We start from the raw sequence: 15538 nt of genomic DNA on the forward strand, positions 1-15538 counted from the left end.
CGCTCGGAGAACGCCCGCCCCCTCGAAGTTTCGCGGACTTGCCATGGGGAGGCTTTTTCAAATCGCGGCGTAAAAGTCTCTCCTACGATCATGAAGAGCAGCATGGCGTGACCAGCAGCCCTACCAACTACGTACTCAACCTACCATCGAGATCGCTTCTATCATATTCCGGATACAGGGGGTACTGAATTGACTTTCCATCACGTCCGCTCCGATAAATGGCTGTGAACAATTCGACCGTTTCACGACCCGCCTGTCCGCTTACGCAGGGTTCGCGATCTTCTATGATGGCCTCTAAAAAATCGTCAATATTCAGGGCATGGTAGTGTTCCATTGCATTGATTCGATTGAATTGAGCCGTATCTTCCTTAATCCATTCTGGCAACTTACTCTCTTCCCCAGGAACGGTCCAATAGTCGTTCAAAGGAGGCTCCTCAATCTTTGACATTCCTGCTATGAACATGGCTCCGCCATCTGTCTGAACGCCTACCAAAGATCCATTCGATCCTAAAACACTCACCTTTCCATGTATTGCCGGATTGTAGGAATTGCTCACAATCACTTGACCCAAAGCGCCCGACTTGAATCGAATAGAGGCGACTGCAGTATCATCCACCTCAATACTCGGATGATTCAAGTTACCCCAGTAGCCACTGACCTCAGCTACGGGACCCATATACCAAAGTAAAAGGTCAAGCTGGTGCACGGCTTGATTCACCAAGACGCCCCCCCCTTCCTCCTTCCAAGTGCCTCGCCAGGAGTCGCTGTCGTAGTAATCCTGGTCACGCCAACCCAGCACGGTTACGGTTCCTAGAATGGGTCGCTCGATCTTTCCGGCCTCAATGGCCTCATGGACTCGTGCGCACGGTTCGTAAAAGCGGCGCTGGCAAAGCATACCCAATTTCACGCCGCTTTTTTCGACCGCATCCAAAATAGCGTCACAATCCTCCAAAGAAGACGCCAAAGGCTTTTCAACTAGAAGGTGAACCCCTGCTTCAGCTGCCGCAACAGAAGGATCACGATGTGCCGGATGCGGGGTGCAAATACAAAGCGCCTCCACCCCAGATTTTTTCAAGAAGGCATCGAGATCGGTGTAAGCCTTTACACCATACTGATCGGCAAACTTATTAGTTTTCTCAGGACTTCGTCCCAATACCGAGGTAAACTCGCTTTTCTGGTTTGAAGCGAGCTCGGCCGCATGCAAATGCCCCACTTTTCCCGTACCAATGATACCCGTCTTAATTTTTCGCATACAAAATTATTATACCGAACGCAATTGTGTCAGAATATAGCCTGCCACTCTAGGTGCCGGCGAGCTTCGAGCGCCCACAATTTGAGTATTTCGATAGGCATTCGGAAATCGCCCAAAGCCCAAAACATTCGAGCAATCATGGTTTAAGAATAACCTTGGTAAGACCCTCTGCACCTTTGTGCAGCCGGGCAAACCATTCAGCTCCTTGATCGAGAGGCTTTACTTCGCTGATCAGGCAGTCCACATCGATGACCCCGCGTGCTATCAGATCCAAGCACGCTGGATACTCTCCCGCGGATGCACAGGTTCCGATCAATGAAATCTGTCGAGTAACAACTTCCTGCAATGGCACCTCAACCGTTTTAGCAAGATTTCCTACAAGCGTGCAACTTCCTCCTTTCCTAAGCGACGCTATGGCCCCTTGCAATGTGGGAGCGATTCCCACTGCTTCCATCGCAATATCAGCACCACGGCCTCCCGTTGCCTCTCGTATCGCTTCAGGAGCATCACATTCGGAAGGATTTACACATAGATCGGCTCCTAACTTCTTCGCGGTTTCTAGTTTACCCGCATCAAGATCGACCACCGCTGTGAATCCACAGCCAGCTGCTTTGAGAGCCTGTAAGCAAAGAAGCCCGATCATACCACCCCCAAATACCACGGCCGAGTCCCCTAAGTGAACCGGCGTCCTCTCTACCGCGTGCACCGCGACCGAGACCGCCTCCACCATTGCCGCTTGCTCGAACGTGATATTGTCCGGTAACCGATAAAGTATGTGAGCCGGTACCGCGACATATTCAGCGAAGGCACCATATCTACGATAGTCATCACACGACACACCTAACACCATCCGGTCATCACAAAGATTCACTTCGCCGCGCCGGCAATGCCAGCATTCACCACAATAGACCGTCGAATCAAAGGTAACCCGATCTCCTGTCTTCCATTGTTCTCCCGCAGTAGAACCGACCTCAGAAATCGTCCCAGCTGCTTCGTGTCCCATAACAATGGGAGGTATACGACGTCCACTAGAGCCATCCATACCATGAACATCGCTCCCGCATATACCGCAGGCCGCGACCCGGACCAGGACTTCGTTTGACTTAATCTCGGGAATTTCGATGTCCTTGTATTCAAATTTCTCGTATTCAATTAGTTCTAGAGCTTTCATTTCCAATTAAATATTTGCAGCGGCTGCCACGTGGAGCTATTTTCAACCCCATACCGTTCCTACCATTATAAATTCAAGACCCCAGCACGGCACAATCGTTGTCAGTCCGATAAAGTGGATAAAGTCCCCTTAGGGCAAGCCCCAAGGTATTTTAAGGTACCGGGTAAATAAGCCACCGACAAGAGGGGTTCTAATACAAGCTTCGGAATATTCACCCAAAGGGAATAAAGGCGGCCGATTCTAGGAAAACAAGCGGAGAAAATAACGCGGTAAAATTGATGTTTCCAACCGAGTATCCTACTGGCTTTCGCACTGCATCGCAGCACCTGCCAACTCTGGTTCCACCTCGGGGTTAGACTCCTGCGCTTTACCAATCATATCCTGCAATTCATCAATTACCACGAAAACCACCGGCAAGAGTATCAAGACAACTAGACTCGAACCCAGAGTCCCTAGTCCCAGCGAAATGGCCATGGGAACGAGAAACAGCGCTTGTTCATTGGTTTCGAATATCATCGGACCCAGTCCCAGAAAAGTGGTTATCGCGGTGAGAAAGATAGGACGAAAGCGTCGTCGAGACGCCTGAATGATGGACTCGAAAGAATCCAGACCTCGCTCCCTATACCGATTTCGAGTCATAGAGAGGACAAACCCACCATTGACTACCATACCGCACAGGGCGATCATTCCAAGAACGCTGTAGATGCTCAAATCGAACCCGAGCATTATGTGGCCCAATACCGCAGACCCAAGTCCCCAAGGAATCGTCAGGAGCACTACAGTAGCCTGAGTGTAACTTCTTAGGATGGAAGCCATGATGGCAAAGATTGCAAATAGCGAGGCGGTCAGTCCGATACTTAGACTCCGTGTAGCTTCACGCTGGTCTCTCTGTTCGCCTTCAAAAGTGTAACGTAAACCCGGATACCTATTTATCAACTGAGGCAGCTCACTTTTTCCCATTGCTGTCAGAACTTTATTCCCATTGGTCACATCGGACAAGACGTTCGCAGTCACATTGACCACTCGACCTCCATCAACGCGATCAATACGAACCGGAGCAGTCGTCTCGATGATCTCAGCAGCTTGGTTTATAGGAATCTCCGCCCCATTCGCCCCCTTAATCAACAACCCTTCCAACGCGCTCAACGTCTTACGATCCTCCTGGGGCAAACGCACCATCACCCTGAGCTCTTCTCGGTCTCGAGGTTGACGCAGCGCTTCCGCACCATAAAAAGCATTTCGAATTTGCTGTCCCAAATCGCGGGCAGTGATACCCAAAGCTTGCCCTGCTGGCTTAATCTCAAAACTGATCTGTGGCATTTCCCTGCCAAAACCCTTCCGAATATCGGTTACGCCCGGATACAGGGCCAACATTTCACCCAGCTCCTCAGCCGCCTGACGCAACGTTCCCACATCCGGATGGGCCAACTGAATATATATGGCAGCTTCGCCCCCTGGTCCGACAAGGTAGTCGAAAAACAAGGATTCCATATCTGGAATCTCAGGCACTTCATTCCGCCAAACATCCACGAATCCGGCACCGGTGACCTCCCGCTGGCTCTGCGGCACAACCTTCACTGCAACGCGGGCTCCATTCGTGTTCCGCCTAGCGATAGAGACGTTGTAGTTTCTAACGATGCCTTCCTCTCCAATTTTATCAATGGCCCGCTTAGCCGCTTCCTCAATTTGAAATATCACTTCCCGCGTTCGCGCCACAGGTGTCCCAGTAGGCATTTCCAGCTCTGCCTGAATGTAGTCGTTCTCGATCGTTGGATTAAACGTGAAATTCACTCGTCCGCTCATCGTGTAACCGATTAACACAAGAAGCGAAGCGGCAAAAACGGTGATCGTTATATAACGTAAGCGAATCGCTGTATCCAGAATCGGCCTATAAAAGCGCTCCATGGCCGCATCGAGACGAATGCGAAGACGCGTTTGCGCCTGATCAAACCGAGTAAAGAAAGAGCCTTCGCGCCGATTCTTTCGGCCAAATGCCAAGTGGGAGGGAAGAATCAACAGCACCTCCACCAGAGACACCGTAAAGACCGCTATGATAACCGCAGGGAGTACATGAAGAAAACGGCCACTTTCTCCGGGCACAAAGAACAAGGGCAGAAAGGCTATGATATTTGTGCTGACAGCAAAGATGACAGGAATGGTCATCTCCTTGACACCGGCAACTGCTGCATCGAGGCGCGACATTCCATGTGTCAACTTATGGAAAATGTCCTCCCCGACCACCACCGCATCATCCACGACAATTCCCAACGTCACGATGAAGCCAAATACCGAGATCATATTCACACTGGCATCCATCACCGGCAGGAGAATGAGTGAACCAAGAATCGATACAGGAATTCCGACCGCCGTCCAAAAGGCCACTCTCAATTCAAGCAGAAAACCGAGGGCGAGCAGCACCAGGAGAAGACCCACCGTTCCATTATACTTTAGTAGATTGATTCGCTCTTGATAGTCTTCCGTTCGATCGTAGCGAACTTCCACTAAAACAGAACGCGGCAAAGTCGGGGAAACTTGCTCGATGTAGCGATTGACCGCCTCGGATACCGCCATTGGCGGCTGATTTTCAGAAGCATAAACCGAGAGGCTAACCGTAGGCTTGCCGTTGTAGTAGGATTCACGCTTCGTTTCTTCGAAACCATCTTCGATCGTAGCAATGTCACCAAGGCGAATCTCTCCACCCGTATTACTACTTTTGATTGGCAAATTCGCAAATTCACTGCCGAAGTAGCGACGTTCGGTTGTCTTTAGAAGAATGTCGCCACCGGTCGTCTTCATGGTCCCCGCAGGCACGTCTTGGGCGGATTGCTCAATCGCCCGAGCAATTTCACCCAAAGTGAGATCCAGCGAGCGTAGCTGAGCCTGCGGTACCTCAACCAAAATTTCCGGGCGACGTACACCATCCAATTCAACGAGAGAAATCTCTGGTTGGGCCAAAAGGCCGTCTTCAATCTGACGCGCAAACTGAGCAAGGGTTCGTTCGTCCACATCCCCACAAACCGCAACATAGCTGACGCCTCTTCGACGGCTGGTTCCTAGAGATACACGAGGAGGTTCGATTTCATCCGGGAACAGACTAATGCGGGCCACCGCGGCAGTCACCTCTTGCAAGGCCCTGTTCCGGTCGAAGCTCGGCATAATTTCCACCGACACGGACGCTCTACCCTCCGAAGCAGTCGACTCTATTCGTCGTGTCAACTCCAGACCGCGCAGTTCTGATTCAATGGGGAGAATGATAGACTGCTCTACCTCTTCCGGGCTAGCGCCACGGTACTGCATGTCCACCTCTACTGTGTCGACTTGGAAGAGGGGGTAGATTTCCTGTCGGATATTTCGAGCGACCACGATACCCACGACTACGATCGCAAACATGAGTAAGTTGGCGGCTACATGGTTGCGAGCGAACCACGCGATAATCCCAGTCGCAGAAGATGTGTCATTGTAAGGATTGCGTTCCATAGTATTTTCCTACCTTCCTATTGTGTTCCCGCTACGAGTTCAGGGTAAGCGGTTGAGGGTTGCGGTGACACTTTCATATCAGGAAGCGCCACTCTAAGATCACTTACCACTAATTGCTGACCTTCTTCCAGATTATTCGATACGAGAACCGTTTCCTTTTCTAGCCAAAGAACTTTCGCAGGGAGGACTTTGAGTAGATTGTCTGATCCTACCACCCAAATTTGATTTCCCTCCCGGAGGGAATCACGTGGTATTCGCAAGGTGTTTTCGAGCGTTCCCGCATCGATCATGACTTCGACGTAACTGCCCAGCAACAGAGGTAAACTTTGTTCCGAATCGCTGCGCAATCCCAAGGGATCTTCTACCGAAATCACGACTCGGGCCATACGTCCCAGTGGATCCAGATCGCTTAACAAGCGAATAACACGACCTTCCCATTCCGCCGTGCTTCCTTCACCCGTATCCAAAATCACATTCGCCATGGCCCCAAGCTGACCATCTTTGGGAAAACGGATCCACTTCAGATCGGAAAAAGGCAATGTCACTTGTATCCAGAATTCATCAGTACCGACTAATTCACAAATCGTCGAATTGGGACTTAGCAATTGCCCCACTTCGATGGACTCTTCTACTACCATAGCGTTGAAAGGCACTTTAATTACCGTACGTGAGAGCTGCAGATCGGCCACCTCAATATCGTTGGTAGCCTTTTGCATCATCGCCTCGGCCCGTCGCAAATGGGGTTCACGCAAAACAAGCGAACGATTCACATCCTCGATCTCCAGATCCGATTGCAATTCATCCCATTCACGTTTCGCGATAACCTGGCGTCCACTCTCCACTTCACGCTCGAATCGCGCTTGCTCGAGATTGGACCTGACTTCGGAAAGTGCCAATTCGTAATCCTTTGGATCAATTCGCACCAACTCCTCACCTTTCACGAGCCGACCGCCAATCGTAATCGAATCGTTTTGATGTATCACCTGTCCCGATACTTGGGGTCTTATCGTCACTTTTCTGGCTGGAATGACACTGCCAAAAGCGCTCACGGAAACCGATCGCGTTTCAGCGGCGAGCGCAATGGTCTGGACGATCCTAGCCGAACTCGCTTTTTCTTCAGGCACAATCTCCGGCCCGGTCGATATCAGCAAATAACTCACTCCACCTCCTACGACAAGGATCAGGGATATAATCAGAATTGTGCTAGCGTGTGACTTTTTTTTCATTAGGGTTTGATTCGGCTACGGGGGCGTTGGGTGAAAAGATGGGTCCTCCCAAGGCTCTATGCAAGGTGACACGAGAGCTCAGGATATCCCGCCTTGAACTCACAATCTGCCTCTCGAGGTTCTGGACGATATTTAAGGCGGTAAAAACAGGGAGGTAGTCGGTCAGCCCCTGGCTAAAGCGATTGCGTGCCTCCGTCAAAAGCCGTTGAGCAGTCAATAACTGGCGTTCAACAAGAACGAGCCGTTCCTCCAACTTTCGCTCCCGCAATAGCACAGCTTCGACTTCCTGCACGGCGGTCAAAAAATCGCCCGAGTAGCGGGCCAGCGCTTCCTCTAGCTCTGCCTGTCGCAATCTCGCTTGAGCCCTTCTTTCTCCGGCAGCGAACAAAGGTAAGGCTAAATCGGCAAATGCCGCTCTGATTGCATCTCCCAGTTTAGGATCACCTCTCCAGTTGAGACTTCCCCCAATTCGCAATGTAGGAAGCTGTTCGGAAACGGCCTCCCCTACTCGATGATCCAACGCTAGGATTCGCTGCTGAGAGGCACGCAGGTCAGGCCGACGCACGAGTAGCAGAGCGGGCACGCCGACATCCGGCAGAGGGGGTAAGTTAGAAAATTTTGATGAGAACTGCCGCTGGCTAGATCCAGGAGTCTTGCCAATAAGTGTATCCAGCACGTATTCTACTTGGCCGATACGTGCCTCCACTTCAGGAATGCGAGCTTTTGTTTCGTCAAGCTGCTCCTGCTGCTGTAGCACGTCGACAATTGAAGACTGACCCTGGCCGAAACGGAGCGATGTCAGTTTCAGCAGGGACTCGTTTATCTCTATCTGCTCCTGCAGTACCTCCAGTTGCCTTTGCTGTTCTTTTATTTCGAAATAATTTTCGGATATAGCGGTTGATAAGAGTAATCGGGCATCCAACCAGTCCTGGACGGAAGCCTCTAACTGCAGTTTCCGGGCCTTGCGAGCCGATGAAAGGCGACCCCAAAGATCGAGTTCCCAACGCAACAGACCCCCTATGCTCGCGGACTCCTCAAGATCACCCGTGGATGGAGCGGTGATCCTTTCGTCTTCCTCCCATTCGTAGCTGCCGCTCATTTCTACGGTGGGGTACAAACGGGCTCCCGCTTGTCTGGCGGCCGCGCTGGCCTGCTCAACTCGAGCCAGAAACACCTGCAAATCAAAATTGGCGTCCAAGCCCTCTTGAATCAGCTCATTCAACACAGGATCATCGAAGGATTCCCACCAGGACCGATTCCACGAATCGTCGGGCACCGTTCCTCCCATGTGCTGTTCAAACTCAGTATTTAGCTCAACTGCTGGGACGGCCGCCTTCTCATTAACCCTGTGGATCGCGCAACCGCTCGCCAGGACGCAGATGATAAATGCCACCGGTCCTACTGTTTTGCGAGATCTCATTGGATACCAAAACAAATCGAAATGAATTACGGTCAAGGCAATTGATATGGACGAATTCTAGCAAGTTCCCTCTAAGTAAACACTTTAAGCAATTTCATACGGGATAATCCCCATGACGACTCCACAAGTTGTCTTGCCCCGTTCCGAGGAGGCCAGCTAACATCCGGATTTCCGATTTCGTCATACCGTAACATGAGCCGGCCATCCGAACCTGCAAAGCAAAGATCTCCGGAGCCACCGACGAATCGGGCACCACAGCAAACTTCGAGTTACGAGACCCATTGCAAATGAATTTGAAAGTTCCCCTGTAAGAACAAACAGGACGACTCGCATATTTCCAAGATCAAATGGAGCTAATAGCTATTCAACGTTACAAACAAGCCTATGAAATTTCTCGACGCCCGATCCCTTGGACTCCTTCTCTCAACCTTCCTCTTTGCAACCGGCTGCGTTACCGTGGCGAAAACAGCAGTGGAAGGAGCTCTCAAGGAAGCGAAGGCAGGGCCAAAGCCTTTGTAAAGGTCCCCGCATTCAAAATCAGCGACGATAGCAACAAAGATACCGCAACACCGCAACGGACGCACGATAACTATTTCTCACAATACTAGGATTTAAGAGGAGTTCATTCCAGCTAGTCCCAATACCTAATAGCGCAGCCATCCTACTCCAAGACTTGCCTGTCATGAGCTTATCATATCTAGTCGTAAGCTAGCACCTCAGCGAAGATACTGAGAATAAAATGCGTCGGGGATCGTTGTTCTTAAAAGGATTGGGTTGAGGGTTTATGAATTAACAGGGACCGCCGTTGGCGAGCAGGATTCCGCTTCGCGGAAGCAGGCTTTGTGAAGGACTAGGCTCAGACTGACGCACTGAGCTACTTGCTGAAAGGTGAGGTTACTAAAACCGAAAGATCGAACTCAGCTTCAAGGTTGTATCCATTTGCTTGAGAACCAGTCCAGTTCGCTCGTCTAAGTAGCTTTGGTTGAGGACGAGAAAAATTCGCTTTCCGGGGTGGTATTCCCAAATTAGTCGACTGTTTACGCCTAGCGTATCGGAAATATTATCGTATTGAAAAACATTAGACCAGGTGAAATCCGGTGTAATGTTCACGAGTGCTGTAAGTGATGCCAGTTTAACGCTAAAGTCGCCTCCAGGTAGGTTTACATTTTGCCGAGTATAACCAAGCGTCGTTCCAAAGTGTTTGGACGGGAGGTAGTTCACTTCAGTTTTACTCTCGGTTCGGTCCCCATCGTAAAAGTTTCCAAAGCTATATTCCTGCTCCATGCTTACCGTACGCTTCGTCGCAGTTTGAAATCCTAAAATGCCTCGGTTCCAATCGTAGTCACCAGCCTGAATCACGACTCCATCCGATATTTCAAAATCAGTGACCAAAGCATCGTAGGAATTCTCGTATCGAGCGTAAACACTATCCGACGACTCAAACATAAAACTTAAGGGAGTGAGCTCATGCCGTGATGACTCCAGCTCATTAGAAAGGTTAGTTACATACTCCCCTTCATAAATGAGAAAATACTGCCGCAGCCATTCGATGTCGTCTGTTCTAGGCTGATAGGTTAAGACCGAGGCAAAGCGGCGGATTCCACGGCGAGGAGCGAAGCCCATGGCCGGGTTGAAGTTCTCATCGATCTGCAGAAAAGAGCCGTCTATCTCGAATTCGTCCGCTGGAATGATTACGTTGCCCCCAAAACTCGGCGCTAAGCTGTCATCAAAGTCCGGATCATCGGACTGCGTTCCAAGCACAAAGGCGTTTGCCTCGAGTCTATACTTATCGAGAAAGTTGTTGCTGAGATAACGGAAGTCCGAACCCACTAATAGATTGTCGTAGTCTGAATTGGGATCTCCGTGAGTCATAATTACCCCAACCGTTGACTGATCCAATACCTGTTTCGTCGCTCGCCCAAGAAAGACATTCTGACTGTCCAATTCGGAGCTGGAATCTATCACCGCATCGATAATTCCAATATCGATATCACCAATACGTCCCGAAAGTTTCCCCGCCCCAATGAGGGGAACCACGGTTCCGCTGCTAGTAAGGCCGATACGCCGACTGAAGTAAGGCAGAAACACTGGACTGGTCCTCGCCCCACGACGGACTCTTCCTTCTAGTCCTCCAAATGTAAATACGCCCGCGTCTTCTAGAAAAAAACGGCGCTTTTCCTGAAAGAAAAGAGAAAATCGAGTCAAGTTGACTTGGCGGGTATCGGTCTCTGCAGCAGCGAAATCGGTGTTGTAACTCAGGGTAGCACTCATTTTAGGCGTGATTCGATACCTAAAGTCACCTCCCCAATCGAAATCGAATTCACTTTCTCCGGTTTCCCGGTTTTCCGTTTCCTTTCCAATAATATATGGATTCAACTCAAGTCCTAACCCCTGTTTCAATCCGTACAGCCCTTTGATCGTTCCCGCCTCGGCCATGTAGTAAGATCGGATGGACGCCCGTGGGGATGACCATATACCTCTCTGATCCAATCGCTTCAAATTACGCGTAAGGTTCATGCCCCATTCTGTGGAATCTGGATCAAAACTGAACGTATTCAATGGAAACGCCACCTCGGCAAACCAACCTTCCTCGGTTCTTCTCGTTTTCACTTCCCAGATTCCGTCCCATCGACTATTGATGTTAGAGTTGTTGCTGACTATTCCATCCTGGCGTGCGCCATTCGGATTAAAGCGAAACCAGTAGCCATTTCGTTGATCGTTGAATGTATCCAACGAGATGATAACATAGTCGTCAGGACTCATGCTGTCGTCACGACGCATGTAGCGTGAGACGATCTTGTCCGGCTCCGAGTCCCAACACCAAACTGCAACATAGATATTTCGGTCGTCGTGAGCCACTCGAAACTCGGTCTGCTGATCCATCGGCTTTCCCGCTTTGGGCCGGTACTGGATCAATGGTCCTGCCACTTCGGCATTATGCCACGCATCGTCATCTAGAATACCGTCAATACGAGGAGGATTCTCGACGCGATAAGCTTTTATTTCTGGTTTATGTCCCCTTTCCAGACGAATTGCCGGGATATCGGGATCGTCGGGAATCGTCCGCTCAATCATCGCTTCCGCAATAGCACGCTCAGATCCCAATGAATCTAGCAACAAAGCAAACATAATTATCAATTTACCTGTTATGTTGTTCTGGAGCATGGGGAGGGGTTGTGCAAGAATCAGAGTACTTTTCTGTTGTCGCGGAGGCTGACCCGCAAGTACAAATTAGATACCATTATCTTCCGCTTTCATGAGTAAGCGTCCTGAATTCGCCGGTTTGCAATTATCCAAGCTCGACTCCTCAGCATCTAGTCAAATAATAGCACCCAATCTTAGAAAAGGGATTTTTTCCCATCCGTCAGAAATCAACTCATTTGATCCAATATGTCGCCATCCAGAAGAAGCTTCGTCAAGTCGGCTGCTACCACGGCAGCCGCCCTTTCCTTCCCAACGATCATCCCTCGCCATGTGCTAGGAGGTGCAAACTTCGTTGCCCCGAGTGACAAAGTAAATGTCGCCATCGTTGGAGTCGGGGGTCAGGGCAGGCACAATACGCTCCAGCTTCTCCAGCTCGACGACGTTCAAGTGACCGCTATCGCTGATCCGGCGGAATACTGGAACCTCAACGATTTCTACTACAAGGCCATCGCCGGCCGCGGCCCCGTCAAAGACATCATCGAAGAACACTTCGAGAAAAAGACTCCAAACTACAAAGTAGCCGAGTACGTCGACTTTCGAAAGATGTTGGAGAAAGAGTCGTCGCTGGACGCCGTTCTCTGCGCGACCCCCGACCATACCCACGCTTTCGTGGCATCCAATTCCATGCGGGCTGGCAAGCACGTCTACGTGGAGAAACCAATGGCCCACAATCTTTGGGAAAACCGTAAATTGGCCGAAATCGCAAAAGCAACGGGCGTCGCAACGCAAATGGGAAATATGGGCCACAGCTCTGAAGGAATTCGACAAGTGGTAGAACTGCTCAGAGCCGGGGCCATAGGAGAGGTGAAAGAGTCCCATTCCTGGTGCCACGCTACCCGTTGGACAAACGGCCTACACGACCTGCCACTCGGCAGTACTATCCCTCAGCCTGATTTTGATTGGGACCTCTGGTTGGGTCCTCGCGAGAAGATCCCCTATCATGAAGATTACACCCCTGTGAAATGGAGAGACTTCTGGAGATTTGGCTGTGGTGCCATTGGTGACTTTGCTTGCCACGACATGGATGCTACCGTTTGGGCCTATGATTTGGCGGAGCCAGAATCCGTCCAGATCTACCCTATCGGACAAAGCAACGAAGAAATCGTGCCACATGGGGAACTGGGATACTTTGACTTCAAAGCCAAAGGGAAACAGAAGGACATGAAAATTACCTGGTATGCGGGATCGGGAAGGCCCGACCATCGCGATTCGTTTCCCGAAAATTTCAACTTATCCAAAAGAGGACTCCTATTTGAGGGAACCAAAGGAACGATCCAGTGCGATGGCGCCGGTGGGGGACCTCGTATATTCCCGCAAGAACTGCGCACATCCATTAAACGACCTGAGAAAACCCTTCGACGAACAGGCGGACATCATCGCGACTGGATCGACGCCATAAAGGGAGGCCCCTCAGCGAGCTCAAACTTTGAATACGCGTCGAGATTGACCGAGATCGCCCTCCTTGGGGTTCTTTCCGTGAGAATGGGTGGAGCTAAGATCGAATGGGATGCAAAGAACATGAAAGCCAAAGGGCTGCCAGAAGCCGACCAGTACATAAACGAACCGGTACGCAAAGGCTGGGAGGTGGTTTAGAAAACCACGAAAAAGGTTTTCGCTCTCGAAAGACCCGATTCAAGAGTTTCGACAGTAGCTCAGTACTCCAGCCTGAGCTGCATTTAAACGCAGGAACCCCGGTTAGTCGTGACTCCTAAGATCTTTTTGCGTAGATACTATAGGGATTAGCCTTCGTTCAATCCCTCGGCCACCAGAGGGCCCCTTCTTCCAACGGACGTACGATCTGTGAAGCGATTCGCATCGTCCCTCGGGGCAAGGTCAATTCAGGACGTTTCCATGCACTCTTACGCTGAGCCATCTCATCAGCTCTCACCCTTACAAAGAGTTCTTCTGTGTCTCCATCGAGCCGGACGGTATCGCCCTCATTTATCAAAGCGATCGGACCACCCTTCCACGCTTCAGGTTCTACATGAACCACCAGCGTGCCTCTGGAAACGCCAGACAGACGCCCATCCGTAACGACTGCGATGCGCGAGTCATTACCCATCCCCGTTAGTGCTGCCGTAAGTCTTAATAATTCGGGGCAACCAACTGAAACTCCCTGGTAACGCAACACAATGATGTCGCCATCGTTGATGCCGCCACTCAGCACTTCTTTTACCGCATCGTTCTCGATATCAAAGACGCGGGCCGGACCTTCCAATATCCTTTGTTGGGCGTTAACTTTGAAAACACAGCCGCGTGTCGCAATACTTGCCGTCGTCTCATTAGAGTGGTCCCCTTTTACAATAACCAATGAGGACTTGGCCTTTAGAGGAGATTCTACAGAGCGAATTACATCTGTTTCCGGATCTTGGAATTCGGGAAAGGGAGCGTCCGTAACGTCCGCACCAATAGTTTTTCCGGTAATCGTCTTCGCCTCTGGATCGAGTAGTCCTTGCTCAATCATGTAGCGGGTCAACGGAGGCAGTCCCCCCGCCTTCTCATAGAGATCTACCATCACAAATTTTCCAGCGGGCAACAAATTCAGCAACACCGGCGTATCAGACTTCGCCCGAATCTCCTCTAACCCAAATGGAACTCCAAAGCCTTCTGCAATCGCAGGGAGATGGATGACAGCATTGGTACTTCCTCCAATCGCATGCAGCATAGTAGCCACGTTGCTAAAAGATCGCTCATCGACAATATCGCCAACGGTTTGGTGTTCGTTCCACATCCGGACGAGTGCCTCCGCAGCCTGTCTCGTCTCCTCTATTTTGGGAGCAAAGACATCGACATGATTCGAGTCCATCGCAGGTGTACTCGCACTCGAAAAAACCGAGATACCCAAAGTGGAGGCTAACACCGCCAAGGTGTTAGAAGTCGCCATAACCCCGCACCCTCCAGGCGAGGGAAGCGCATTTAAAATAATGTCCTCGTATTCGTCCTTGGTAATCTCTCCCGCGGCCAGCCTTCCTGCCGCCTCCACCGCGGTTTCTATCTGAATCGACTTTCCGGCCAGACTGCATCCTGTCCTGATTGTGCCTCCATGCACGAGAACCAAGGGCAGATCCTTGAGCCAGGAAGCGGCCAGCATTCCACCAGCCACCGTCTTGTCACAACCCGTAATGATGATTACAGCATCCACCCGGTTGATCTCAACTTGCTGGACAATCGAACTCGCAAATATCTCTCGTGAAAACAAAGAGAGCCCCATCGCTCCGATGCGCGGGTCGTTCTCGTAAGAATGACCCATCGAAATCGCGTCAGTAACCGCCGCCACTGGCTCAATCGCGGTCACCCAGCCCTGCGTTTTGAAAAGGTGGGACGCCATTTCTTCGGCCAATTTTCGGTGATGAAGATTGCACAGATTCGTTTCCCCACCTCCGTGTAAGATCATAACAATCGGACTTTTTTCGTTCGGCAAATAAGGAGCGTCCTTGCCTCCCCGGAAATCAGTTTTTACGGCCTGACGCATCCATCCGTTTTTCATGGTTAGCGTGCAGCCACGCATCTCACTGAAAAAATCGCTCCTCTTCTGTTTTTCCGAACTCATAGCGTACTGATTAGGATGTTGGGACGCGTTTTCGCAAGGCTAACCTCAGCTTGATTCGCAATACTTCTCACCTCATCCCGGCAGGGAGGATCGGCCCGATCCTGCTAATTCAAGCACCGCCCGAGCATTGAGTCCCGACTAGTGCAAAGCCAATTGACCGATCCTCCCCGTATAAACCAAAAAACGACGATCATTATTCTCATGAAAGTCATCTGGTAGCGGACGATCAACTCTCTGC

The 15538-nt window shown here is 50.7% G+C and carries 9 protein-coding genes; 2 read left to right on the plus strand and 7 right to left on the minus strand.

The window, feature by feature from the left end; all coding sequences use genetic code 11:
• Positions 1-127 precede the first annotated feature (127 nt).
• The 5 genes from GA004_RS11555 to GA004_RS11575 all read right to left on the minus strand — a co-directional run bounded on the left by GA004_RS11555 (position 128) and on the right by GA004_RS11575 (position 8546).
• Positions 128-1252 carry a Gfo/Idh/MocA family protein gene (locus GA004_RS11555; RefSeq protein WP_283394020.1) on the minus strand — a complete coding sequence of 375 codons (1125 nt, stop codon included), beginning with the start codon at positions 1250-1252 and terminating at the stop codon, positions 128-130.
• A gap of 136 nt (positions 1253-1388) precedes the next feature.
• Positions 1389-2423 carry a galactitol-1-phosphate 5-dehydrogenase gene (locus tag GA004_RS11560; RefSeq protein WP_283394021.1) on the minus strand — a complete coding sequence of 345 codons (1035 nt, stop codon included), beginning with the start codon at positions 2421-2423 and terminating at the stop codon, positions 1389-1391.
• 297 nt (positions 2424-2720) lie between these two features.
• The gene (locus GA004_RS11565) at positions 2721-5900 is read right to left on the minus strand and encodes an efflux RND transporter permease subunit (RefSeq protein WP_283394022.1); all 3180 of its coding nucleotides are present in this window, start codon (positions 5898-5900) and stop codon (positions 2721-2723) included.
• Between the two features lie 17 nt (positions 5901-5917).
• The gene (locus GA004_RS11570) at positions 5918-7126 is read right to left on the minus strand and encodes an efflux RND transporter periplasmic adaptor subunit (protein WP_283394023.1); all 1209 of its coding nucleotides are present in this window, start codon (positions 7124-7126) and stop codon (positions 5918-5920) included.
• Positions 7104-8546 carry an efflux transporter outer membrane subunit gene (locus GA004_RS11575; RefSeq protein WP_283394024.1) on the minus strand — a complete coding sequence of 481 codons (1443 nt, stop codon included), beginning with the start codon at positions 8544-8546 and terminating at the stop codon, positions 7104-7106. Before GA004_RS11575 ends, GA004_RS11570 begins: the two co-directional genes overlap by 23 nt.
• Positions 8547-8930: 384 nt before the next feature.
• Here GA004_RS11575 and GA004_RS11580 point away from each other — a divergent pair, with 384 nt between their 5' ends.
• Positions 8931-9065: a hypothetical protein gene (locus GA004_RS11580; RefSeq protein WP_283394025.1), complete on the plus strand. Its 135-nt coding sequence runs from the start codon at positions 8931-8933 to the stop codon at positions 9063-9065.
• A gap of 378 nt (positions 9066-9443) precedes the next feature.
• Here the strand turns inward: GA004_RS11580 and GA004_RS11585 are convergent, their stop codons facing one another.
• A complete protein-coding gene (locus GA004_RS11585; RefSeq protein ID WP_283394026.1) occupies positions 9444-11711 on the minus strand; it encodes a carbohydrate binding family 9 domain-containing protein in 2268 nt (755 codons plus the stop codon).
• A 225-nt stretch (positions 11712-11936) separates the two neighbouring features.
• On the opposite strand from GA004_RS11585, the gene GA004_RS11590 reads away from it, so the two are divergent.
• Positions 11937-13343, plus strand: a complete 1407-nt coding sequence (locus tag GA004_RS11590; RefSeq protein WP_283394027.1) for a Gfo/Idh/MocA family protein — start codon at positions 11937-11939, stop codon at positions 13341-13343.
• A gap of 157 nt (positions 13344-13500) precedes the next feature.
• Here the strand turns inward: GA004_RS11590 and GA004_RS11595 are convergent, their stop codons facing one another.
• Positions 13501-15300 carry a dihydroxy-acid dehydratase domain-containing protein gene (locus tag GA004_RS11595; RefSeq protein ID WP_283394028.1) on the minus strand — a complete coding sequence of 600 codons (1800 nt, stop codon included), beginning with the start codon at positions 15298-15300 and terminating at the stop codon, positions 13501-13503.
• Between the last annotated feature and the right edge of the window lie 238 nt (positions 15301-15538).

It is taken from the genome of Candidatus Pelagisphaera phototrophica (genome assembly GCF_014529625.1).
Classification (GTDB): Bacteria; Verrucomicrobiota; Verrucomicrobiia; order Opitutales; family Opitutaceae; genus Pelagisphaera; species Pelagisphaera phototrophica.